A 15,924-nucleotide genomic window follows, 5' to 3' on the forward strand; every position below is an offset into this window, starting at 1 on the left:
TTTACACCTCCTGCGTAACTTCCTCTTGTTCTTCAATAGAGGCTATGCTGGCTGGTGTTTTCTTTTTCCCGGTAAACAACTTGATGATCACTGGCGCTGTTGCCGCCAAGACAATCCCCATAATCACATATTCGAAATTGCGCTGAACCCAAGGGTTTTCGCCAAGCATGTAACCCAATGTTACCAGACTGCCAACCCAAATAATGCCCCCGATGATATTGTAGAGCGCGAACTTCTTAAAGTCCATTTCCACGATGCCAGCTACAATAGGAGCGAACGTGCGCACGATCGGCAAGAATCGAGCTATGATAATTGCGCCGCCGCCACGTTTATCATAAAACGCCTGTGCTTTGTGAATATATTCCTTTTTGAAAAACCAAGTATCCTTCATTTTTAGCAGGCGATGACCAAAGAACCTACCGCTCCAGTAGCCCACAAAATTACCAAGAATAGCCGCCGTCGTTATCAATGCTATCCAGTATAAAAGCGTCATTTCGGGGTGTGCGGCGCCCATTGACATGTTCGCGATGATCACCCCTGCAATAAAAAGGATCGGGTCGCCCGGCAAGAAAAACCCTACCAAAATGCCCGTTTCAGCAAAGATGATAAAGAGCAAGAGATAGAGGCCGCCGTGAGCCACAATCCAGTCAGGGTCACTTAGGTTATTGAAGAATTCTAAAAGTACTTCCACACGATTATTTTGATAATTTCGTTTGCAAAGAAACGAACAAATAGTGTAAACAGAAAGTAAAAATCTTAGTGGATAAAAAAATATACTTTCCTTAATCCCTATATTTATTTTTTTAAAAACGAAACACAGAGTATATGAAATGTCCTAATTGTGAAGAAACGTTATTGCTAAGCGATAAAAACGGAATTGAAATCGACTATTGTCCTTCTTGTCGAGGAATATGGTTGGACCGTGGTGAATTAGATAAGATCATTGAGCGCTCCGCCGATCACTATTCAAAAAAAGAAAATTACGATCGCGATTACGATCGTTATGGTTATGGTCAACGTGGAAGCGACGATTACAACCGTAGACCGCGCAAGAAAAAGTCCTTCTTAGGAGACTTCTTCGATTTTGATTAGATTTTTTAAGTTATTTAACGAACAAAGCCCGTTGCTTTACGCAACGGGCTTTGTTCGTTTTTGATCTCATTAATGAGTTTATAGCGCGTGTTTATTTTTCATTGTTTAGTTCGGTGCGTACCTTGCGCACCAGTTCAACAGGTACCTCCGCGATACGGGCAACCTGTTCATCGGCTAGCCCCAGCTCTTTGATCAGGTTTTTAACCACACCGATCGCTTTCTGTTCTGCACCCTGCTGTAATCCTTTCTGCAGACCCTCTTGCCTTTCGTGTTTTTTTATTACATCTATTACACCCATATTGATAGTTCCTCCTGTCAGTTGTACCAGTTGCTGGTCAAATATACGGTATATCCTTTCGTTAATTTTAAATGAATATGAAAAACTTTGAATTTTATAAAACGTATTTTAAATTTGATGAACTAATTATTTACTATTGAAAATATTTAAGTTTACTCACTCTTTCTTTTATAATCTTGAGGGTGCTGCAATATATGCGGAAGCTAAAATATGGAGGAAGTACACTACATCTACTTGGGGGCATCACATAATAGAAACGACAAGCTTTGTTCTTATTATGACCTTCATGTTTCTCGTTGATTTGATCATAGGCTGGCCTTCTTTTTATTGGATTATAGGTTTTTTGCTTTTTTTAATCATGCCCGTGTTTTCATATTACTCAGATAGGCGGTATAATAAAAAAATGAGAATGAAATATTAAGTGACTTCAATAAGCTGTCGAAATCTACCCGCTATTTGTATTTAGCGTATGTATTTGGATTCTGCGTTTTACTACCAATAGTATTGATCCTCGTTATTGTCTTATATAAATTGTTATGACGACTAGGTTTAATCATTACTCGAAATTTTATAACTAACCATATGAACAAACTACAACTAGCCAAAATATCTTATCTTGTATCATTACTTACAGTCTTTTCACTACTGATTAGTTGCAACCTGAATAACAAGTCAGAGGAACAGATTTACAGCAAACGATCAATCGAACTCAACGATGCTGCGACAGCTATACAAATGAAAGTAGTTAGTGGCGAATGGCCCAAAGATTCTTTAGAAAGTGCGGTTGGCCTGTACAGAGCCTCCATTGCTGAAGACTCCACAAATCGTATCTCGTATTTGAATTACTACAATTCACTTCAATTACTGGATCGGTATGCCGACGCTGAGAAATTGTGTACCGAATGGATCAGAAACAATCCTGGTGATCATGACTTTCGACTAAAGAGAGCCAATTTGTATACAATACAGGGCAAAAAAGAATTAGCCGAAAAAGAGTATATTATAATAGGAGAATGGTTGGACAACCAACCTCCACTGTTGATCGATAGTACGATAGATAAGGCAGGGGTGGAGCAAGTTGTGACCAGAGCTTACAACCTTTTTATTATTAAAAACGACACGTCGGAGGCCCTACGTTTATTACATAAAATTCAGGAGGTTTATCCTGGAAACGGCTACACCGAATATGCTATTAACCAAATATCCACGATGTCAAGGGAAGAATACTTGGATCATATACACTAAAATATCTATAAGGATTTTTGTTTAAAACGCATGTCAGCACATTATTGACTAATAAAAAAATGATTAAAATTAAACTTGGATGAACTGAGTCGGGAGCTTGAGACGAACTTGAATAATGATGAACAAATTATTTTACGTTATATATAATTCATATTATAAACATGGGGAATATAGAAATGATATACCACTACTTACTGTGTGGGGGATCATGGTTGTATCGTTTGTTTGTTTAACTATTTTGGGAATTGATGTTGTACATGCTTTTTTAAACCCTACTGCTAGGCTTCCGATTCTAGGCAAAAATACTTGGATGTCAATTCTTGTTTTTTACTCGTTGTTGTACTATTTGTTTTTTGTTTTCCGGAAAAGATATTTGGAGGTTTACAACCGTTATAAAGATGCTCAGTTCGTAAATAGTAAAACAGGGAAAACAATTGCTTGGACGTTTGTGATTTTTTCATTCGTTTCACCCTTTGCTTTTGCCTTGATATGGAACAAAATTGCTTTTGGAGCATGGACCTGAACTAAAAGGAACGTTAATAATATGTTTAAATTCACTCATTCTTTCTTTTATAATATCGAAGGCGCTGCGATGTGGGTCCAAAGCAAGATTTGGAGAAAGTATGCTACATCCACCTGGGGCATAAGAGTAACTAGGACAACCATCGCAATGCTGAGTATGAGCTTGACATACCTGGTATATTCCCTTACAGGTTGGCATCCTTTCTACTTGTCTTTAGGTTTTATAATATTAGGGTTTGCTTTTTTATTCTCGTACCACTCAGATGCCAAGTATGATAAAATAGATGATTATGAAATTTTAAGTGACTTCAACAGGTTATCGAACTGCACGCGATATTTTTATTTATCGTATGTATTGGGTTTTTTCTACCTACTTCCGTTGGCGTTGATTCTTTTTATTATAATTGATAAACTATTATTATGACGAAGTTTAATCGTCATAATACCTAAAGAATAAATGAGGGCTGAACAACAGACATTTTATCCAAAATATACTATTTTACTTCCGGTGATCTGCTTTATCGGCTGCGGCGCAATCGTTATTCGAAATTTGCTGTACCACTTTGGAGTGTTCGATACCGGTATACATTTAGCAGATGGTCGCGTAAAAATACCTGCGTGGGTAATTACTACATTATTTCTTTTCAATATCGTCGTGTTTATCTGGGAGGAATTCTATAAAAAGTTTTTATATATTCGTGTCTATTCGTCTAAAGAAATCGTCATATATCGATTTTTCAAAAAACATACGATATACCCGGATGATATCGAAACGATTAAAGTCGACAAACTTTTTAGTGCTTATGGTTTACCTAATGAAGTTACGATTATAAATACACAAAATAGTCGATTTGTTATCTCTCAATTATATATAAAGAGGTACGACAAATTAAAGGCACACCTCAATTCCCAATTCGACGTAATTGTACTTTGATTTTATAAACCCAACACCAAATAAACATGAACAAAACTTTTATTCTGTCTTTGCTTTTTTTCTGTATTTCCAGCGTTGCTTCCGCCCAGCATAAATGGGAAGATATCCCTTTAATTGAGGTAAGCGACTTCGAGGCCGAGGTGCCTGAAGATGCTAGGATGCCTATTTATATCAATAGTAGGATCTACTATCACATCGACACTGTAATCAAAAAGCGTAGATTTTATAGAGTTGGAATCCGGACAACAGTGGAAATGCAGAAGAACGAAAGTTTTTGGGATCATGAAAAAGTAAAACCCAAAGATGAAGCGAAAATGCTCGAACACGAGCAAGGACATTTTTACCTAGCCCATATTGCCGCCAATAGTATTGAAAAAGATATGTTGAAGTATAAGTTCACGGAGAACTGGAAAGAAGAGGTCAGATCTAAATTCCATGAATTGCTTAGGAAACATCATAACGAATACCTTGCCTATGAACGAGAAACGCGGCATGGTTCGGATAGCGAACAACAAGAGATATGGAATAGTTGGTTTAAGTGGCAGCTAAAATGAAAAGATTTATGATGCGGTCAGTGCCGATGACAAAATAAACTCCTGCTTCGATAATTTTACGCGGTACGCTTATTATGGCTCAGCAGAGACCCCGCTAGAATGCCCCTGTGAATATGCGCACAACGGGAGAACCCCATAGGCGCAGCGGAAACACGCTGGACAAGTCCTTTACAAATCCTGTATAATGTCTAAGCCATGACACAAGTAATGTGCTGCTGAGCTTGGTTTAGACTCGGTTTGGATGATAATAGATTTTGGACGCAACCATCCCGCATTAGTCCCGCATTTTTGCGTAAAAATGCGGATTTGATAGGTACGGGTTCTACCCCAATTTTACCCTCGAGCAGACCAAGTTACAAAGCACTATCGCAGATGTCACTGCGAGTTCATAAAAAACACTTGCTACTTTTTATTTAATTACGAAGCTAAGATTTAAGTTGGATTTTTTTTTGATTTAAAACACTTAATCCAGAAGAAAGGAAAATTTTCGGTCACTTCTTTGACCTCAACTAAGCCATATTTGCCAAACTCTTTCTGTATGGATTCCCTGTCATAAAAGAACATCTTTACTCCACCGAACATTTCAAAACGGTCTTTGCTTAGTTGCTTTCCCTGTCCATAGGTTTTGGCCTCTTTGGTGATGGCGGTAAAAATCATATAGCCATTTTCCGTTAACTGATCATAGCAGTCCGCTATCAGTTTGGTTCTTTCCTCGCGACCAAGTAAGTGAATTAAAGCATAGCAAAAGATTCCATCATATCGGTTATTGTCGAAGGGCATATCGCTTACAGAACCGTGATGAATAGTCATGTCCGTCCCATAATGTTTTCTGGCGAGTTCTATCGCCGTCTCTGATATCTCAATGCCCGTTACTTCAATATCGTTCTCTCTGAAAATCTGAGCATTACGCCCGTAGCCAATGCCGGGAATGAGCATGCTTTTTATGCCTTTTTCTACAAATAAGTCCTTTGTGAGTATTGCGGATGGTGCGGGTTCAAAGCCCCACATTTCCTGTTTGTCCCGGAATGCTTCTTCCCAAAATTCTGTCATAGTATCTGCAAAGATAGGAGATAATATAACAGTTGCTACATTGTTGCGATATATATAAATATACGAACTCTCCAATTTTCTCTTATTTTTGAGTCTATGGAAAATAAAAAATCCTCTTTCATATCCTCTTATCTAGGATATATTGTTGTGGCATGTGTATTTTTGCTCATAAGATATGTTGTGGAGTTGGAGTTTTTTGATACAATAGCACGTTATCGTCCTTTTGTTCAGAAGCTAATGCTGAGTCTTGCAATCGTTACGATTATATTATTCATAGGGAGGTTTGTTGAAAATATTATTCATCAACGTAGTACAAGTGAGGGAGATCGGCACAATCTACAGAGTATCGCCCGGCTGATAACTTCCGTTTTGATTCTTATCGTCATCATAGCCTTTCTTTTCCAGAACCTTTATGCCATTGCGGTCAGTTTTGGTTTGATTTCATTGGTATTAGGTTTTGCTCTGCAAGCGCCCATAGCTTCTTTTATTGCCTGGCTTTATATTGTTTTTCGGAGACCTTATAAGATAGGTGACCGCATCCAGCTCAATGGTTTCAGAGGGGATGTTGTCGAGGTAAATTACCTTGATACTGCGATTCTTGAATGTGCCGGAGATTACCTGCAACACGACCGCCGGAGTGGAAGAATTGTTTATTTTCCCAATAGTCTGATCCTTAAATCGGAATTGATTAATTATTCGGGGCCGATGATTCCTTTTATATACGATGAGACAGCTATGCAAATAGCCTATACCAGTGATTTGAAATATGTAGAAGATTGTCTGTTGGAGGCTGCTGCGATGGACTTTAAGGAACATTATCCCGAGCTGACAGAAAGCGCTGATAAATGGCAGGCAGCTGTACATTTTAGAGTGAATACCTATGCTTGGCTGGAGGCGGTTATCGCTTATCCAGTAGAACCGATGAATACGACAATCAAGAGAAACCGCATATTAAAGAGTGCTTTAACTCTGCTGAACCGCGTACCTGAACGAGTGCAGTTTCCGGAGGGAAGTAGGAGGTAGGTGTGAAAATCTCATTTATATCTGTGGAATGAATTTTGATCATACGCCAGAGTTGACAGAATACAGAACAATACGGAAACAGAATGATATTGAAAGAACGAATCGGTTTTAATTATTTGAAATACGTGCTTACGAGCATCTTTGCGGTCCTGGTAGTCACGGGATATGCACAGGAACAAGAGCAGCAGGAACAACAAGAGGGACAGCAACAAGAACAACAGGAGCCGCTGGAAGAGCAGCAGCAACCAGGCGTGCAACCCAGTGAGCAACCCACGCCAGGGCAACCTTTCATGGAATCCATGGACGTCGTACGTGAATACCGGCCGATACTGGCTGATGCTGTAAAGATCCGACGGAGTCCGGATATGAATTTTGATCGGGAAGCGCTTAATATTGAACTGCGTCAGATCGCCGCTGCCACATATTTTGGATTGCACCGATACAAACCAGCTTATTATGGCATTGTGCTGAAACGGCACCCTGACGCTGCACGCAACAATATCGATAATTACCGGATCGGGTCACTGGCCTACCAAGCACATGAATACGAAAGGGCAACCTCTATTATGAATAAGGTGGAGGCAACGGATGCTTTTTATCAGAGTGCGATCATTACTTTAGGTCATATTGCTCTGGAAACCGATGATAAGGAGGGAGCGCGAAATGCCTTTGCTAAAGCATCTACACTGGATTTTGATCCGATATTGAAAATGGACGGGCTGTATAACTATGCCAAAATCTTGTATGAAATGGACTCTGTCCAGGCTGCTCTGAAAGTCGTTCAAGAATATATGGCTCAGGAATATGCGGATAGTGATCCTGATGATGAAGAAACAGAGACCAAAGAAACACTATCTGCCGATATCTTGTTGGGCACGAGTAATTTCCATGCAGGGGTAAGTCTACTCGAAATGTTTGAAAACAGGGAGCCGGAAGCTGATGTAATCTATCAAAAGGCAACGTATTATCGTGGACTAGAGTTTTATAACGAACGTGCTTTCGAAAATAGTATCTCTATGTTCATGCGATCGGAAAAGTTCCCGATTGATAAAAAAATGGGGGCGCTGGCCACATACTGGAAAGCGGAGGCTATGTATGAAGTCCGAAAGTACGGTGAGGCCGTTGAAAACTTTTCCCGGTTCCTGAAGCTGCCCATTGCTCGAAATACCGATGTATACAATTATGCGAACTATGGTCTGGCCTATGCGGCATTCCGCAATAACAGCTTTGGTATGGCAGCTGATTATTTTGAACGCTTTTTGGCTGGCGAGGGAAGTGCGATTGAGGAAAATGTACTTCATGACGTGACCGCGCGTTTGGGAGATTCGTATTTGGCCGTGGGTGATTATGGCCGAGCCAATCAATACTATGACCAGCTGATAGACAGTCAAGCGCCCAATCAAGACTATGCGCTGTTCCAGCGAGGCATTATCTATGGATTGCAGGGTGATAATGAGACGAAACTTAGCATCATGCGGTCTGTTGTTGAGAAATTTCCCGGCTCTAATTATGCAGATGACGTGGCATTTGAGATCCCATACACGTCTTTCACGGAGGGCGATTATGATACTGCCATCGAAGGGTTGCAGAAGATGATCGAACAATATCCCCGTAGCAGCTATGTCCCCCGGGCGTTGATGACCATCGGGTTGGTCCAGTACAATAAACGCGACAATGAAGCCGCAAAGGCCACCTTTCAACGGGTGGTAGAGGAACACACGGCGACTGCCGAAGCAGCGGCAGCATTGCGCTCCATTGAAAACATATACTTGGATGAGGGCGATACGACGAGCTATATTAATTACGCGACCAACGTTAATCTCAGTGATTTGAGTCCCGCGGAGCAGGATAACATGGCGTTCCAGGTGGCCAATTCCTTATTTTCCAGAAGGGCATATGGAGCCGCCGTGGAAGCAATTAACGCGTATTTTGATAAGTTTCCGAAACCCAGACAGGAAAAACATGCCCGTTATATTCGCGGTGTAAGTTTGTACCATACCGGGCACCCGGAGGAGGCGTTGCACGATCTGAATATCATTTTGAACGACTGGACGAGTCAGTATACGGAGAATACCTTGCTGACGGTGGCTGCTTTATACATAGACTTGGAAGAATATAACGAAGCCATTGTACACCTTAAAAAGCTAGAGCTTACTTCAGAATATAAAGTGCATTATGGCTATGCGGTAAGTAACCTGATGGTTTGCTATTTCGAGATGGGCGACTTGGCACAGGCGGCCGATTATGCAATGTTGGTAAAGAATTACGATCAGTCGACCGACGCAGAAATTGCCAAGGCTTATTTATACGAGGCGAAAATCATGTTTCAGGAAGGAAACGTAGAGCCGGCCATGGAGGCACTGAATCAGGCGGCGCAGAAGAGCCAATCGGCAGCCAGTGCGGAGGCACGGTACCGGATAGGACAAATGCAGTATGACAGCAAAAAATATGACGAAGCTCTAAAATCTGCCTTTGATGTAATCAACAACATGGGGTCGAATGACTATTGGGTAGCGAAGAGTTTTGTTCTGCTTGCTGATGCCTATTCCGGCAAAGGCGATACCTTTCAAGCGAAGAGTACACTGGAGAGCATCATCGAAAATTATGAAGGAGATGACGATGTCATTCCTTCAGCAAAGGAACGTTTACAGAAGTTGAAATAGTAGTGGGATATATCGTTTTTTAATAAGTTAATTGGAATAGTTATCTTTTGCGTTAGTAACTTTAGTCGTCATTATGATAATTTATTAGCCACAGTAAGTATTGTTTTAAATAACTAAATCATTTAGGACCTTTTTGGAAGATACGATTATTCGGCGAGAATACGGTGAAGTTCTAAATTGAGGTAGTATGCACTTCCTGATACTATACGTTTTTCTAGGATACCCATATCAGTAAGTCTATCTAAATATTTTCTGACTGTATTTTCGGCATAATCATTTTGCAAATGTTTAACCCGAGTAAAAGGTTGGCTAAATAGTGCGTTTACTAAGATTTCTGGTCGGCTGAAATCTGTTTCGGTCTGTATATGCTGTAAAATGGCATCTTTTGCGCCGACAATATCATTGATTTTATTATAAGTCATGTTAGCTGTTGCCTCAATAGCTTTGAGCATATAGATTAACCATTTTTCCCAATTACCGCGCTGTGTGACACCCGACAGTCCTCCGTAATATTCCTCTTTACTTTCCAAGATATAGCGGCTTAAATATAGTATCGGATAGTCAAGTAATCCTTTTTTGGTCAGATAATGTATATTAAATATACGGCCGGTTCGGCCATTGCCATCTCGGAAAGGATGTATTGCTTCAAATTGGAAATGGCTTATGGCCATTTTTAATAATGGGTCTATAGAATAGCTATTATCATCGTTCAAAAAGTTTATTAGGTTGACCATTTTGGCTTGTACAATGCCAGCGCCTCGAGGAGGTGTATAAAACGCTTTACCTGCGTTTGGCCCACTTCCACCTTCTTTTATATAAATCTGTGCGACAGGTGGTCTGACTCCGTCATTATATCCAGTGACCACCTGGTACATTTTTTCGAAATAATCTATATCAAATTGCTGGTCTTCATTTAAATAGTTGAAACCTTCCCAAAGTGCTTCTCTGTAATTGAGGACTTCTTTTGCTGGGCCGGTGAGTTGCTTATTTTGATTGTGACTATAGGCTCTATAAAGTTCATCATCTGTCGTGAAAATATTTTCAATAGCACTGGATGCTTTGGCCTCCTGCAAGCTAATGGAGTTTATAAGTAAGCCTTGATTGGGTATGACGATACTGCGCCCTTGTAGGCGACCTAATGCGGCCTTAGCTTTTCCCAACTGTTCGTATATCGGAATTGTCTGGTATATTTCGGGGGAAATGGGAAGTTCTGGAAGTTCATTCCATGGAGCATTGCGATCAGGGTTTATTTTGTAAGCCATGCACAAACGTAATAAAAATATGGATGACATTAAAATTTATATATATTTAAGGTGAGTTGTGTTTTGTACATCAAGCATGGTAGAATATACAGGATTTAACTTAAAAAGAACAATATTTTAAGGTATTTGTTAGTTTGAACCTTAAATTTAAGGTGTATCATTTTATAGGCATTAAAAGGTGATTTTTTTCATTTCATGGTTACACTCCGGTATTATTATTTTATTTACTTGCGTAACACTTAACGCCCAAGAGCTAGCAGTAACAGAAAAAGCGACTAATAAGAACGAGGCAGCTCTTCATTCTGCTTTAGTAGATTTGGAAGATTTTGAAAAACGACAGATTATTGATGCTATCTTAAACAAATCCAAAGTAGAAGATGACGAGGTTGCTATGGTAAATAGTTTAATCAATAAAAAGGAAGCCAACCCAATTAACTTGTCCAATGCTTATCAGGGAGATGATTCTATCAAAATACCCAATCATTATGATCCTGAAAAAGATATTAGTATCAGGCTGCCCAATGCTAATTTAGAAGGCATAAATGAAAAGAGAACCATTCTTAAATTAAATCCATAGTTTCTTGTTGAGAAGGATATCAGGATTAAGGGATCGTTGGTTGCTACTAACCAGCTATTATTTTTTTTCGTTTATTTCTTTTCGTTGTTTTCGGCTATCCTGAACTTTACAATGCGTTCAATCAATTGGTAGGGAACTGGCTGATCAAGTGGAAACTGCACCGAGCCTTTCCCTTGCTTGTACTTTGAAAGCTCGTCTTGAAATTCGCTATGTCCCGAAGGCGTTGCAGTTTTCCACTACAACTCCGAAAACGAAAGCATGTTTAAGAATAATAACAAAGATTGGTGCCATTAAGACCGGCATCACAAGTGAAATTGCATTTCACTATAAAGCATAATTATGTATCTTAGTCCTGATTATTATTAACCTAACTATGGAATTGCAATTACTTCAACAGCATCTATCCGAATATGCTGTTTTGCTTAGACGATACGCGGATTACGAAAACCAGATAGAGAGTGAGCGATCCAATGCTTTGCTGTGGTTTAAGTAAGAGTTAGCTTTGAATTATAGAGAGCGTTCAAATGTGTCAAAACTTCATCTCCCATCTTAGAAGATATATTTCCTTGAGTGAGGATGAGGTAGAGCTACTTTTGCATAATGTAAGGCAGTTGAAGGTCGAAAAGAAAGATTTTTTGCTCAAAGAAGGACAGACCTGTAAGGCTAATTACTTTGTGGAAGAAGGTTTACTCAGAATGTTTTTCATCAATGACAAGGGAGTTGAACAGACCACTCAGTTTGCACTGGAAAACTGGTGGATAGCTGATTATATGAGCTTAACAAAGCAACATAGTTCTCCCTTTTTTATTCAGGCTATAGAGACTTCTACTATTGTTTGTATTGAACATCATAAACAAGAACAATTGTTTGAGCAATTACCACAATTGGAACGTTATTTTCGACTCATGATGCAGCGCGCTTATGCTGCAACGCAAATGCGTGTCAGGTTTTTCCAAATTTATTCGAAAGAGGAAAATTATCGTCATTTTGTGAGTTCATATCCTGACTTCGTTCAACGTATTCCCCAATATATGCTGGCTTCTTATCTGCGGATTACGCCGGAGTACCTGAGCGAACTGCGGAGAAAACAATCCTGAATTAATTTCTTAAACCAGTTTAAGTTTTTTTAAGTGTCTTGGATTTACCTTTGATTTATTAAGTAAATTATAAATGAAAAACGAAATGGAAAAAAGAATTAATATTCCCGAACTTGAACCAGCCGCCTATAAAGCCTTAGCAGGTCTGGAGAGCTACATGGCGACTGTTGACATAAATGGTATAATGAAAGAATTGATCAAGATTAGGGCTTCTCAGATTAATGGCTGTGCGTATTGCATCAACATGCATACATTGGATGCTCGTAAATTGGGCGAAACTGAGAAAAGGATTTATCTTTTGAATGCCTGGAGAGAGGTTGAAGGACTTTATTCGGAAGAGGAGAGGGCTGTTTTGGCTTTAACAGAGGAAATGACCTTGATAGCCAACGGTGGGGTGTCAGACGAGACTTATCAAAAAGCAAAATCACTTTTTAGCGATAACCAACTCGCCCAGATTATGGTGGCTATTATCACGATTAATGGCTGGAACAGGATGTGTATCGCTACGCTTGTGCAGCCTGACTGATCGCCTGTGGAAATAGAGAGATAAGGGGCTAACCCTCCGACGAATGAGAAAGGATATTCACTAGTTTACCGAAGGGATCACGCACATAGAAGCGTCGTACTCCCCAAGGTTCATTAACCGGACCGTATTCAATTGGAAATCCGGCTTCTTTCATTTGAGTGTAAGCCGCATCAACGTCATCCACCTCGATGGACAAATCAGGAGTGGAGGTACCTGAACCACCTTCATTGGCAAAGCTAATTTGTACGGTCATTTTAGTTTCCGTACCGTATGTCTTGATCCAGTCATGATCCATCAACACATTGAGTCCAAGTACGTCACCGTAAAATCTTTCGACTGCCTTAAGTTCGTCTGTGTGAATGTTCGCTACAATGCGTTTAATTTTCATTTTTCTTTACCTGTGTGTTGTTTCAATATAATGATTTATAGATCAAATGAGGGAGAGATATTACATAGTTATAAAAAAATGACCCATCTGCAGTTCTTATGGTATGCAAGATGGGTACTGTTAGTACTAAGATACGTAATCATTATGAGTTTCCCCATCGTCCCCTATTTTTCGATGTTTAAGGCGAGGACAGTCCATACGGAGATCACAATTGGAGCCGTAAATTAGATTCAGTGCCACATTGACGTGTATTGATTTGCTAATAGTAGCTGTTTTCGATGAAACAAATGCTTTCTCGAAACAATTTTCAGCCGTATTTACCAGTCATTTTACAGCCAGTTATAAAATAAATAGATTGAAAACTGGTCATAAGATTGCATTTTAGTTTTCTTCACCTAGTTAGGGCGAAGACGCAGGTATATTGTTATGCTTCAAAAAAACAGCCATCTCTTTCTCAAGAAATGGCTATCACCAAATAATAGCAGGTCTGTCTAACCTTTATTCTTTCTTTTCTAGTTCGTCGCGGGTCTTTTTTACCAAAGATACTGTGGCACCCGTTAACGATGCAATCATGGCGTCATCAAAATCTGTCTGTTTTAAAAGGTTGTTGATAATCTCCCGTCTTTCTTGCTCGGCACCCTTTTGCAATCCTTCTTGCCGTCCTTTCAGCAATCCCTCTTGCCGTTCCTGTTTTTTGATTACCCTCCTGCGGACTGGATGATTTGTTCATCAAAGATACTGTTAATTTTTTCATCGTTAATATACAAAAAGTTTTTGAGAAAAGCCAGAAAACTGATGATGCGGTCCTTGTCATAATCATGCCTCAGCAGCGCCTTGGCTATCGTCAACCTGTCCTCGCCCAATTCCCGATCTGGTATTTTGCCTTCAAGCAATGCCTTCTGGCAGGCGAGGACAATCAATCCAAAGATATTGTCCTTTGCCAAGAGTTCTTCCTCACCGTGATCGAAGATGTGGTATGCCTCGTAATTGAATTGGATCTGAGTCTTGATCGCCCGATTGCTATATTCGGATGGGCGTCTTTGGTTCCGGTCGCCAGTAAAAACAGCAATGGTCTCCACCGGGACTCTGTAACGATCGAGCAAACGGTAGTAATACTGAAAAATTCTGAAGGCAAAATCCTCCTGGCTGCCTCCCTCGATCTCGGTATGGATGAGGATCCATTTCTCCGAGCCGTCCTTCAGGTAAACCTTTGCCAACAGGTCGGCTATCCGCTTCCCCTTTTTCTTCTCACGGTTTGGGATTATCTCCAGCAGTTCCTTGTCCATAAACTGGAAGCCTCTTTCAAGGTCAAAAATCGTATCCGCATCTGGATAGAGGAACCGCAGGAAATCTTGAAAGTTCTCCTCGAATGCGCCCTTCAGCAGTTCATCGTTCTGCCGACGGGGCTTTGGTGTTCGGTGATTGGTCATGTGCTAAAGATACGAAATCTTCAGTTTAAATACTAATAAATTTAGCAATTGTAGTCGACTTGTTTTTGCTTTAATTCTACGTCAGCTGCTTTCTCGTTTTGCACCCTCATTATCAGGCGATAATGTGTCCATGTTAATTCCCTACGCAGTGCGTAGGGTCTTTGATTGGCCGGAAAAGTAAGATAGAATTTTCTGAAGTTTTCGAGATTAGCAACCGAAAAGCCTTTACCCAGTTCTTCACCTAATACTTGAGAAAGCTCTTTTATAATCCCTTCTCCATAAGCAGCTCTGACTTCTCCTTGTTGCTCTTCTTTGAAAGATTATAAAAAAAAGTTAGGTAACGATCAATCGAAATACTCCCATTTTCCAGTTTCTAGACACCGCTTAAGATGTTTGTATTTAACCGGTCGAAAATTTTTAGGTCTGAACCTTTTGAGAATGAACATTAACCCCTCAGGAGAAACATGCTCCCGATAATTGAATTCTTCTACGATAATTGAATTCTTCTACGTAGATATCAAAGTGTTCAAAAAAATCTTCAATAAATTCGCTCGCATCATCACCAGAGATCTTCATGAAATATTCCATTACGGTGTCGTCTTCGAGCTTTGAAAGCTTCTTCACATCGTATTTGTCTTTTAAAAAAGCATTCAGTTCTTCAATCGTTCGTTCTTTTTTTTCTTCATTACCTTTGAAGGCTGATCTGAGGTTCTATATTAATCTTTAGGGAACACCTTATATATGTCATTTCTCTTTACAAATCGAGCCAATTCAATGACGCCATCATCTTTATAAAACCCTAATCGATAATCGGCAACTCTCCATTGATAAGCAGAAGAAAACCCTTTTAATTTTTTAACATTGGAAAGCTCCTCCAAACTTTCAGAATCTTCAAGCTCAACGATAAATTCCTTGATTTTGGTTTTCAATTTTTTATCATTGAGTTTTTTAATATCGACTAAAAAGCTTCGTAAAAAAACAATTTCCATCAGTTCAAATTGTCCATTACTTCCTCACGGCTTACCACTTGGGTTCTGTCAGACTGTTGCATAAGCAACAGCAAGCCCAAATCTTCCTTTTCTTCGTCGGACAATGCTTTTAAGCGTTCTTTTTCTTTATATTCTACATAAAAAGAAACAGCTTTTTCCATAATAGCTTTAACGCTCGTTTCTTCAAATGCAGACAGCAATTTTAGTTTAGTCAGAACCTTTTCGTCGATGTCGATGTTTTTTCTCATTTTCATATAATTCTCTTGATTAAAAT

At 39.7% G+C, this 15,924-nt stretch carries 18 protein-coding genes and 1 pseudogene; 8 read left to right on the top strand and 11 right to left on the bottom strand.

Annotated elements, in window-relative coordinates; genetic code table 11:
- Nucleotide 1: 1 nt before the first annotated feature.
- A complete protein-coding gene (locus WKR92_RS12255; protein ID WP_375558122.1) occupies nucleotides 2–691 on the bottom strand; it encodes a DedA family protein in 690 nt (229 codons plus the stop codon).
- A gap of 134 nt (nucleotides 692–825) precedes the next feature.
- Here WKR92_RS12255 and WKR92_RS12260 point away from each other — a divergent pair, with 134 nt between their 5' ends.
- Nucleotides 826–1,092 carry a TFIIB-type zinc ribbon-containing protein gene (locus WKR92_RS12260; RefSeq protein WP_375558123.1) on the top strand — a complete coding sequence of 89 codons (267 nt, stop codon included), beginning with the start codon at nucleotides 826–828 and terminating at the stop codon, nucleotides 1,090–1,092.
- Between the two features lie 91 nt (nucleotides 1,093–1,183).
- Here WKR92_RS12260 and WKR92_RS12265 read toward each other — a convergent pair whose 3' ends face one another.
- On the bottom strand, nucleotides 1,184–1,390 hold the full coding sequence (locus WKR92_RS12265) for a hypothetical protein (RefSeq protein WP_375558124.1): 207 nt from the start codon (nucleotides 1,388–1,390) through the stop codon (nucleotides 1,184–1,186).
- Nucleotides 1,391–1,972: 582 nt separating this feature from the next.
- Here WKR92_RS12265 and WKR92_RS12270 point away from each other — a divergent pair.
- Complete coding sequence (locus tag WKR92_RS12270) at nucleotides 1,973–2,635, top strand: tetratricopeptide repeat protein (RefSeq protein ID WP_375558125.1); 663 nt, start codon at nucleotides 1,973–1,975, stop codon at nucleotides 2,633–2,635.
- 1,482 nt (nucleotides 2,636–4,117) lie between these two features.
- Complete coding sequence (locus WKR92_RS12275) at nucleotides 4,118–4,645, top strand: DUF922 domain-containing protein (protein ID WP_375558126.1); 528 nt, start codon at nucleotides 4,118–4,120, stop codon at nucleotides 4,643–4,645.
- Between the two features lie 432 nt (nucleotides 4,646–5,077).
- On the opposite strand, the gene WKR92_RS12280 is transcribed toward WKR92_RS12275, so the two are convergent.
- Nucleotides 5,078–5,695, bottom strand: a complete 618-nt coding sequence (locus tag WKR92_RS12280; protein ID WP_375558127.1) for a class I SAM-dependent methyltransferase — start codon at nucleotides 5,693–5,695, stop codon at nucleotides 5,078–5,080.
- A gap of 96 nt (nucleotides 5,696–5,791) precedes the next feature.
- Between WKR92_RS12280 and WKR92_RS12285 the strand changes: the two genes are divergently transcribed.
- Nucleotides 5,792–6,718: a mechanosensitive ion channel family protein gene (locus WKR92_RS12285; RefSeq protein WP_375558128.1), complete on the top strand. Its 927-nt coding sequence runs from the start codon at nucleotides 5,792–5,794 to the stop codon at nucleotides 6,716–6,718.
- An 83-nt stretch (nucleotides 6,719–6,801) separates the two neighbouring features.
- Nucleotides 6,802–9,381, top strand: a complete 2,580-nt coding sequence (locus tag WKR92_RS12290; protein WP_375558129.1) for a tetratricopeptide repeat protein — start codon at nucleotides 6,802–6,804, stop codon at nucleotides 9,379–9,381.
- A 146-nt stretch (nucleotides 9,382–9,527) separates the two neighbouring features.
- On the opposite strand, the gene WKR92_RS12295 is transcribed toward WKR92_RS12290, so the two are convergent.
- Nucleotides 9,528–10,643, bottom strand: a complete 1,116-nt coding sequence (locus WKR92_RS12295; protein ID WP_375558130.1) for a Fic family protein — start codon at nucleotides 10,641–10,643, stop codon at nucleotides 9,528–9,530.
- A 178-nt stretch (nucleotides 10,644–10,821) separates the two neighbouring features.
- Between WKR92_RS12295 and WKR92_RS12300 the strand changes: the two genes are divergently transcribed.
- From WKR92_RS12300 to WKR92_RS12310, 3 genes are all read left to right on the top strand, one after another.
- The gene (locus tag WKR92_RS12300) at nucleotides 10,822–11,220 is read left to right on the top strand and encodes a hypothetical protein (RefSeq protein WP_375558131.1); all 399 of its coding nucleotides are present in this window, start codon (nucleotides 10,822–10,824) and stop codon (nucleotides 11,218–11,220) included.
- Nucleotides 11,221–11,744: 524 nt separating this feature from the next.
- Nucleotides 11,745–12,317, top strand: coding sequence for a Crp/Fnr family transcriptional regulator (locus WKR92_RS12305; protein WP_375558132.1), 573 nt, complete (start codon nucleotides 11,745–11,747; stop codon nucleotides 12,315–12,317).
- 85 nt (nucleotides 12,318–12,402) lie between these two features.
- A complete protein-coding gene (locus WKR92_RS12310) occupies nucleotides 12,403–12,843 on the top strand; it encodes a carboxymuconolactone decarboxylase family protein (RefSeq protein ID WP_375558133.1) in 441 nt (146 codons plus the stop codon).
- Between the two features lie 28 nt (nucleotides 12,844–12,871).
- On the opposite strand, the gene WKR92_RS12315 is transcribed toward WKR92_RS12310, so the two are convergent.
- From WKR92_RS12315 to WKR92_RS12345, 7 genes and pseudogenes are all read right to left on the bottom strand, one after another.
- Nucleotides 12,872–13,231: a VOC family protein gene (locus tag WKR92_RS12315; protein WP_375558134.1), complete on the bottom strand. Its 360-nt coding sequence runs from the start codon at nucleotides 13,229–13,231 to the stop codon at nucleotides 12,872–12,874.
- 498 nt (nucleotides 13,232–13,729) lie between these two features.
- Complete coding sequence (locus WKR92_RS12320) at nucleotides 13,730–13,903, bottom strand: hypothetical protein (protein ID WP_375558135.1); 174 nt, start codon at nucleotides 13,901–13,903, stop codon at nucleotides 13,730–13,732.
- 26 nt (nucleotides 13,904–13,929) lie between these two features.
- The gene (locus tag WKR92_RS12325; RefSeq protein WP_375558136.1) at nucleotides 13,930–14,661 is read right to left on the bottom strand and encodes an RpnC/YadD family protein; all 732 of its coding nucleotides are present in this window, start codon (nucleotides 14,659–14,661) and stop codon (nucleotides 13,930–13,932) included.
- A gap of 41 nt (nucleotides 14,662–14,702) precedes the next feature.
- A pseudogene (locus WKR92_RS12330) lies at nucleotides 14,703–14,963 on the bottom strand (DUF1016 N-terminal domain-containing protein); the annotation flags it as partial.
- A 151-nt stretch (nucleotides 14,964–15,114) separates the two neighbouring features.
- On the bottom strand, nucleotides 15,115–15,285 hold the full coding sequence (locus WKR92_RS12335) for a hypothetical protein (RefSeq protein WP_375558137.1): 171 nt from the start codon (nucleotides 15,283–15,285) through the stop codon (nucleotides 15,115–15,117).
- Nucleotides 15,286–15,377: 92 nt separating this feature from the next.
- Nucleotides 15,378–15,650, bottom strand: a complete 273-nt coding sequence (locus tag WKR92_RS12340; protein WP_375558138.1) for a type II toxin-antitoxin system RelE family toxin — start codon at nucleotides 15,648–15,650, stop codon at nucleotides 15,378–15,380.
- Nucleotides 15,650–15,898, bottom strand: a complete 249-nt coding sequence (locus tag WKR92_RS12345) for a hypothetical protein (RefSeq protein ID WP_375558139.1) — start codon at nucleotides 15,896–15,898, stop codon at nucleotides 15,650–15,652. The genes WKR92_RS12340 and WKR92_RS12345 overlap by 1 nt, the downstream gene beginning before the upstream one ends.
- Nucleotides 15,899–15,924: the final 26 nt, after the last annotated feature.

The organism is Albibacterium profundi, from assembly GCF_042159835.1.
Classification (GTDB): Bacteria; Bacteroidota; Bacteroidia; order Sphingobacteriales; family Sphingobacteriaceae; genus Albibacterium; species Albibacterium profundi.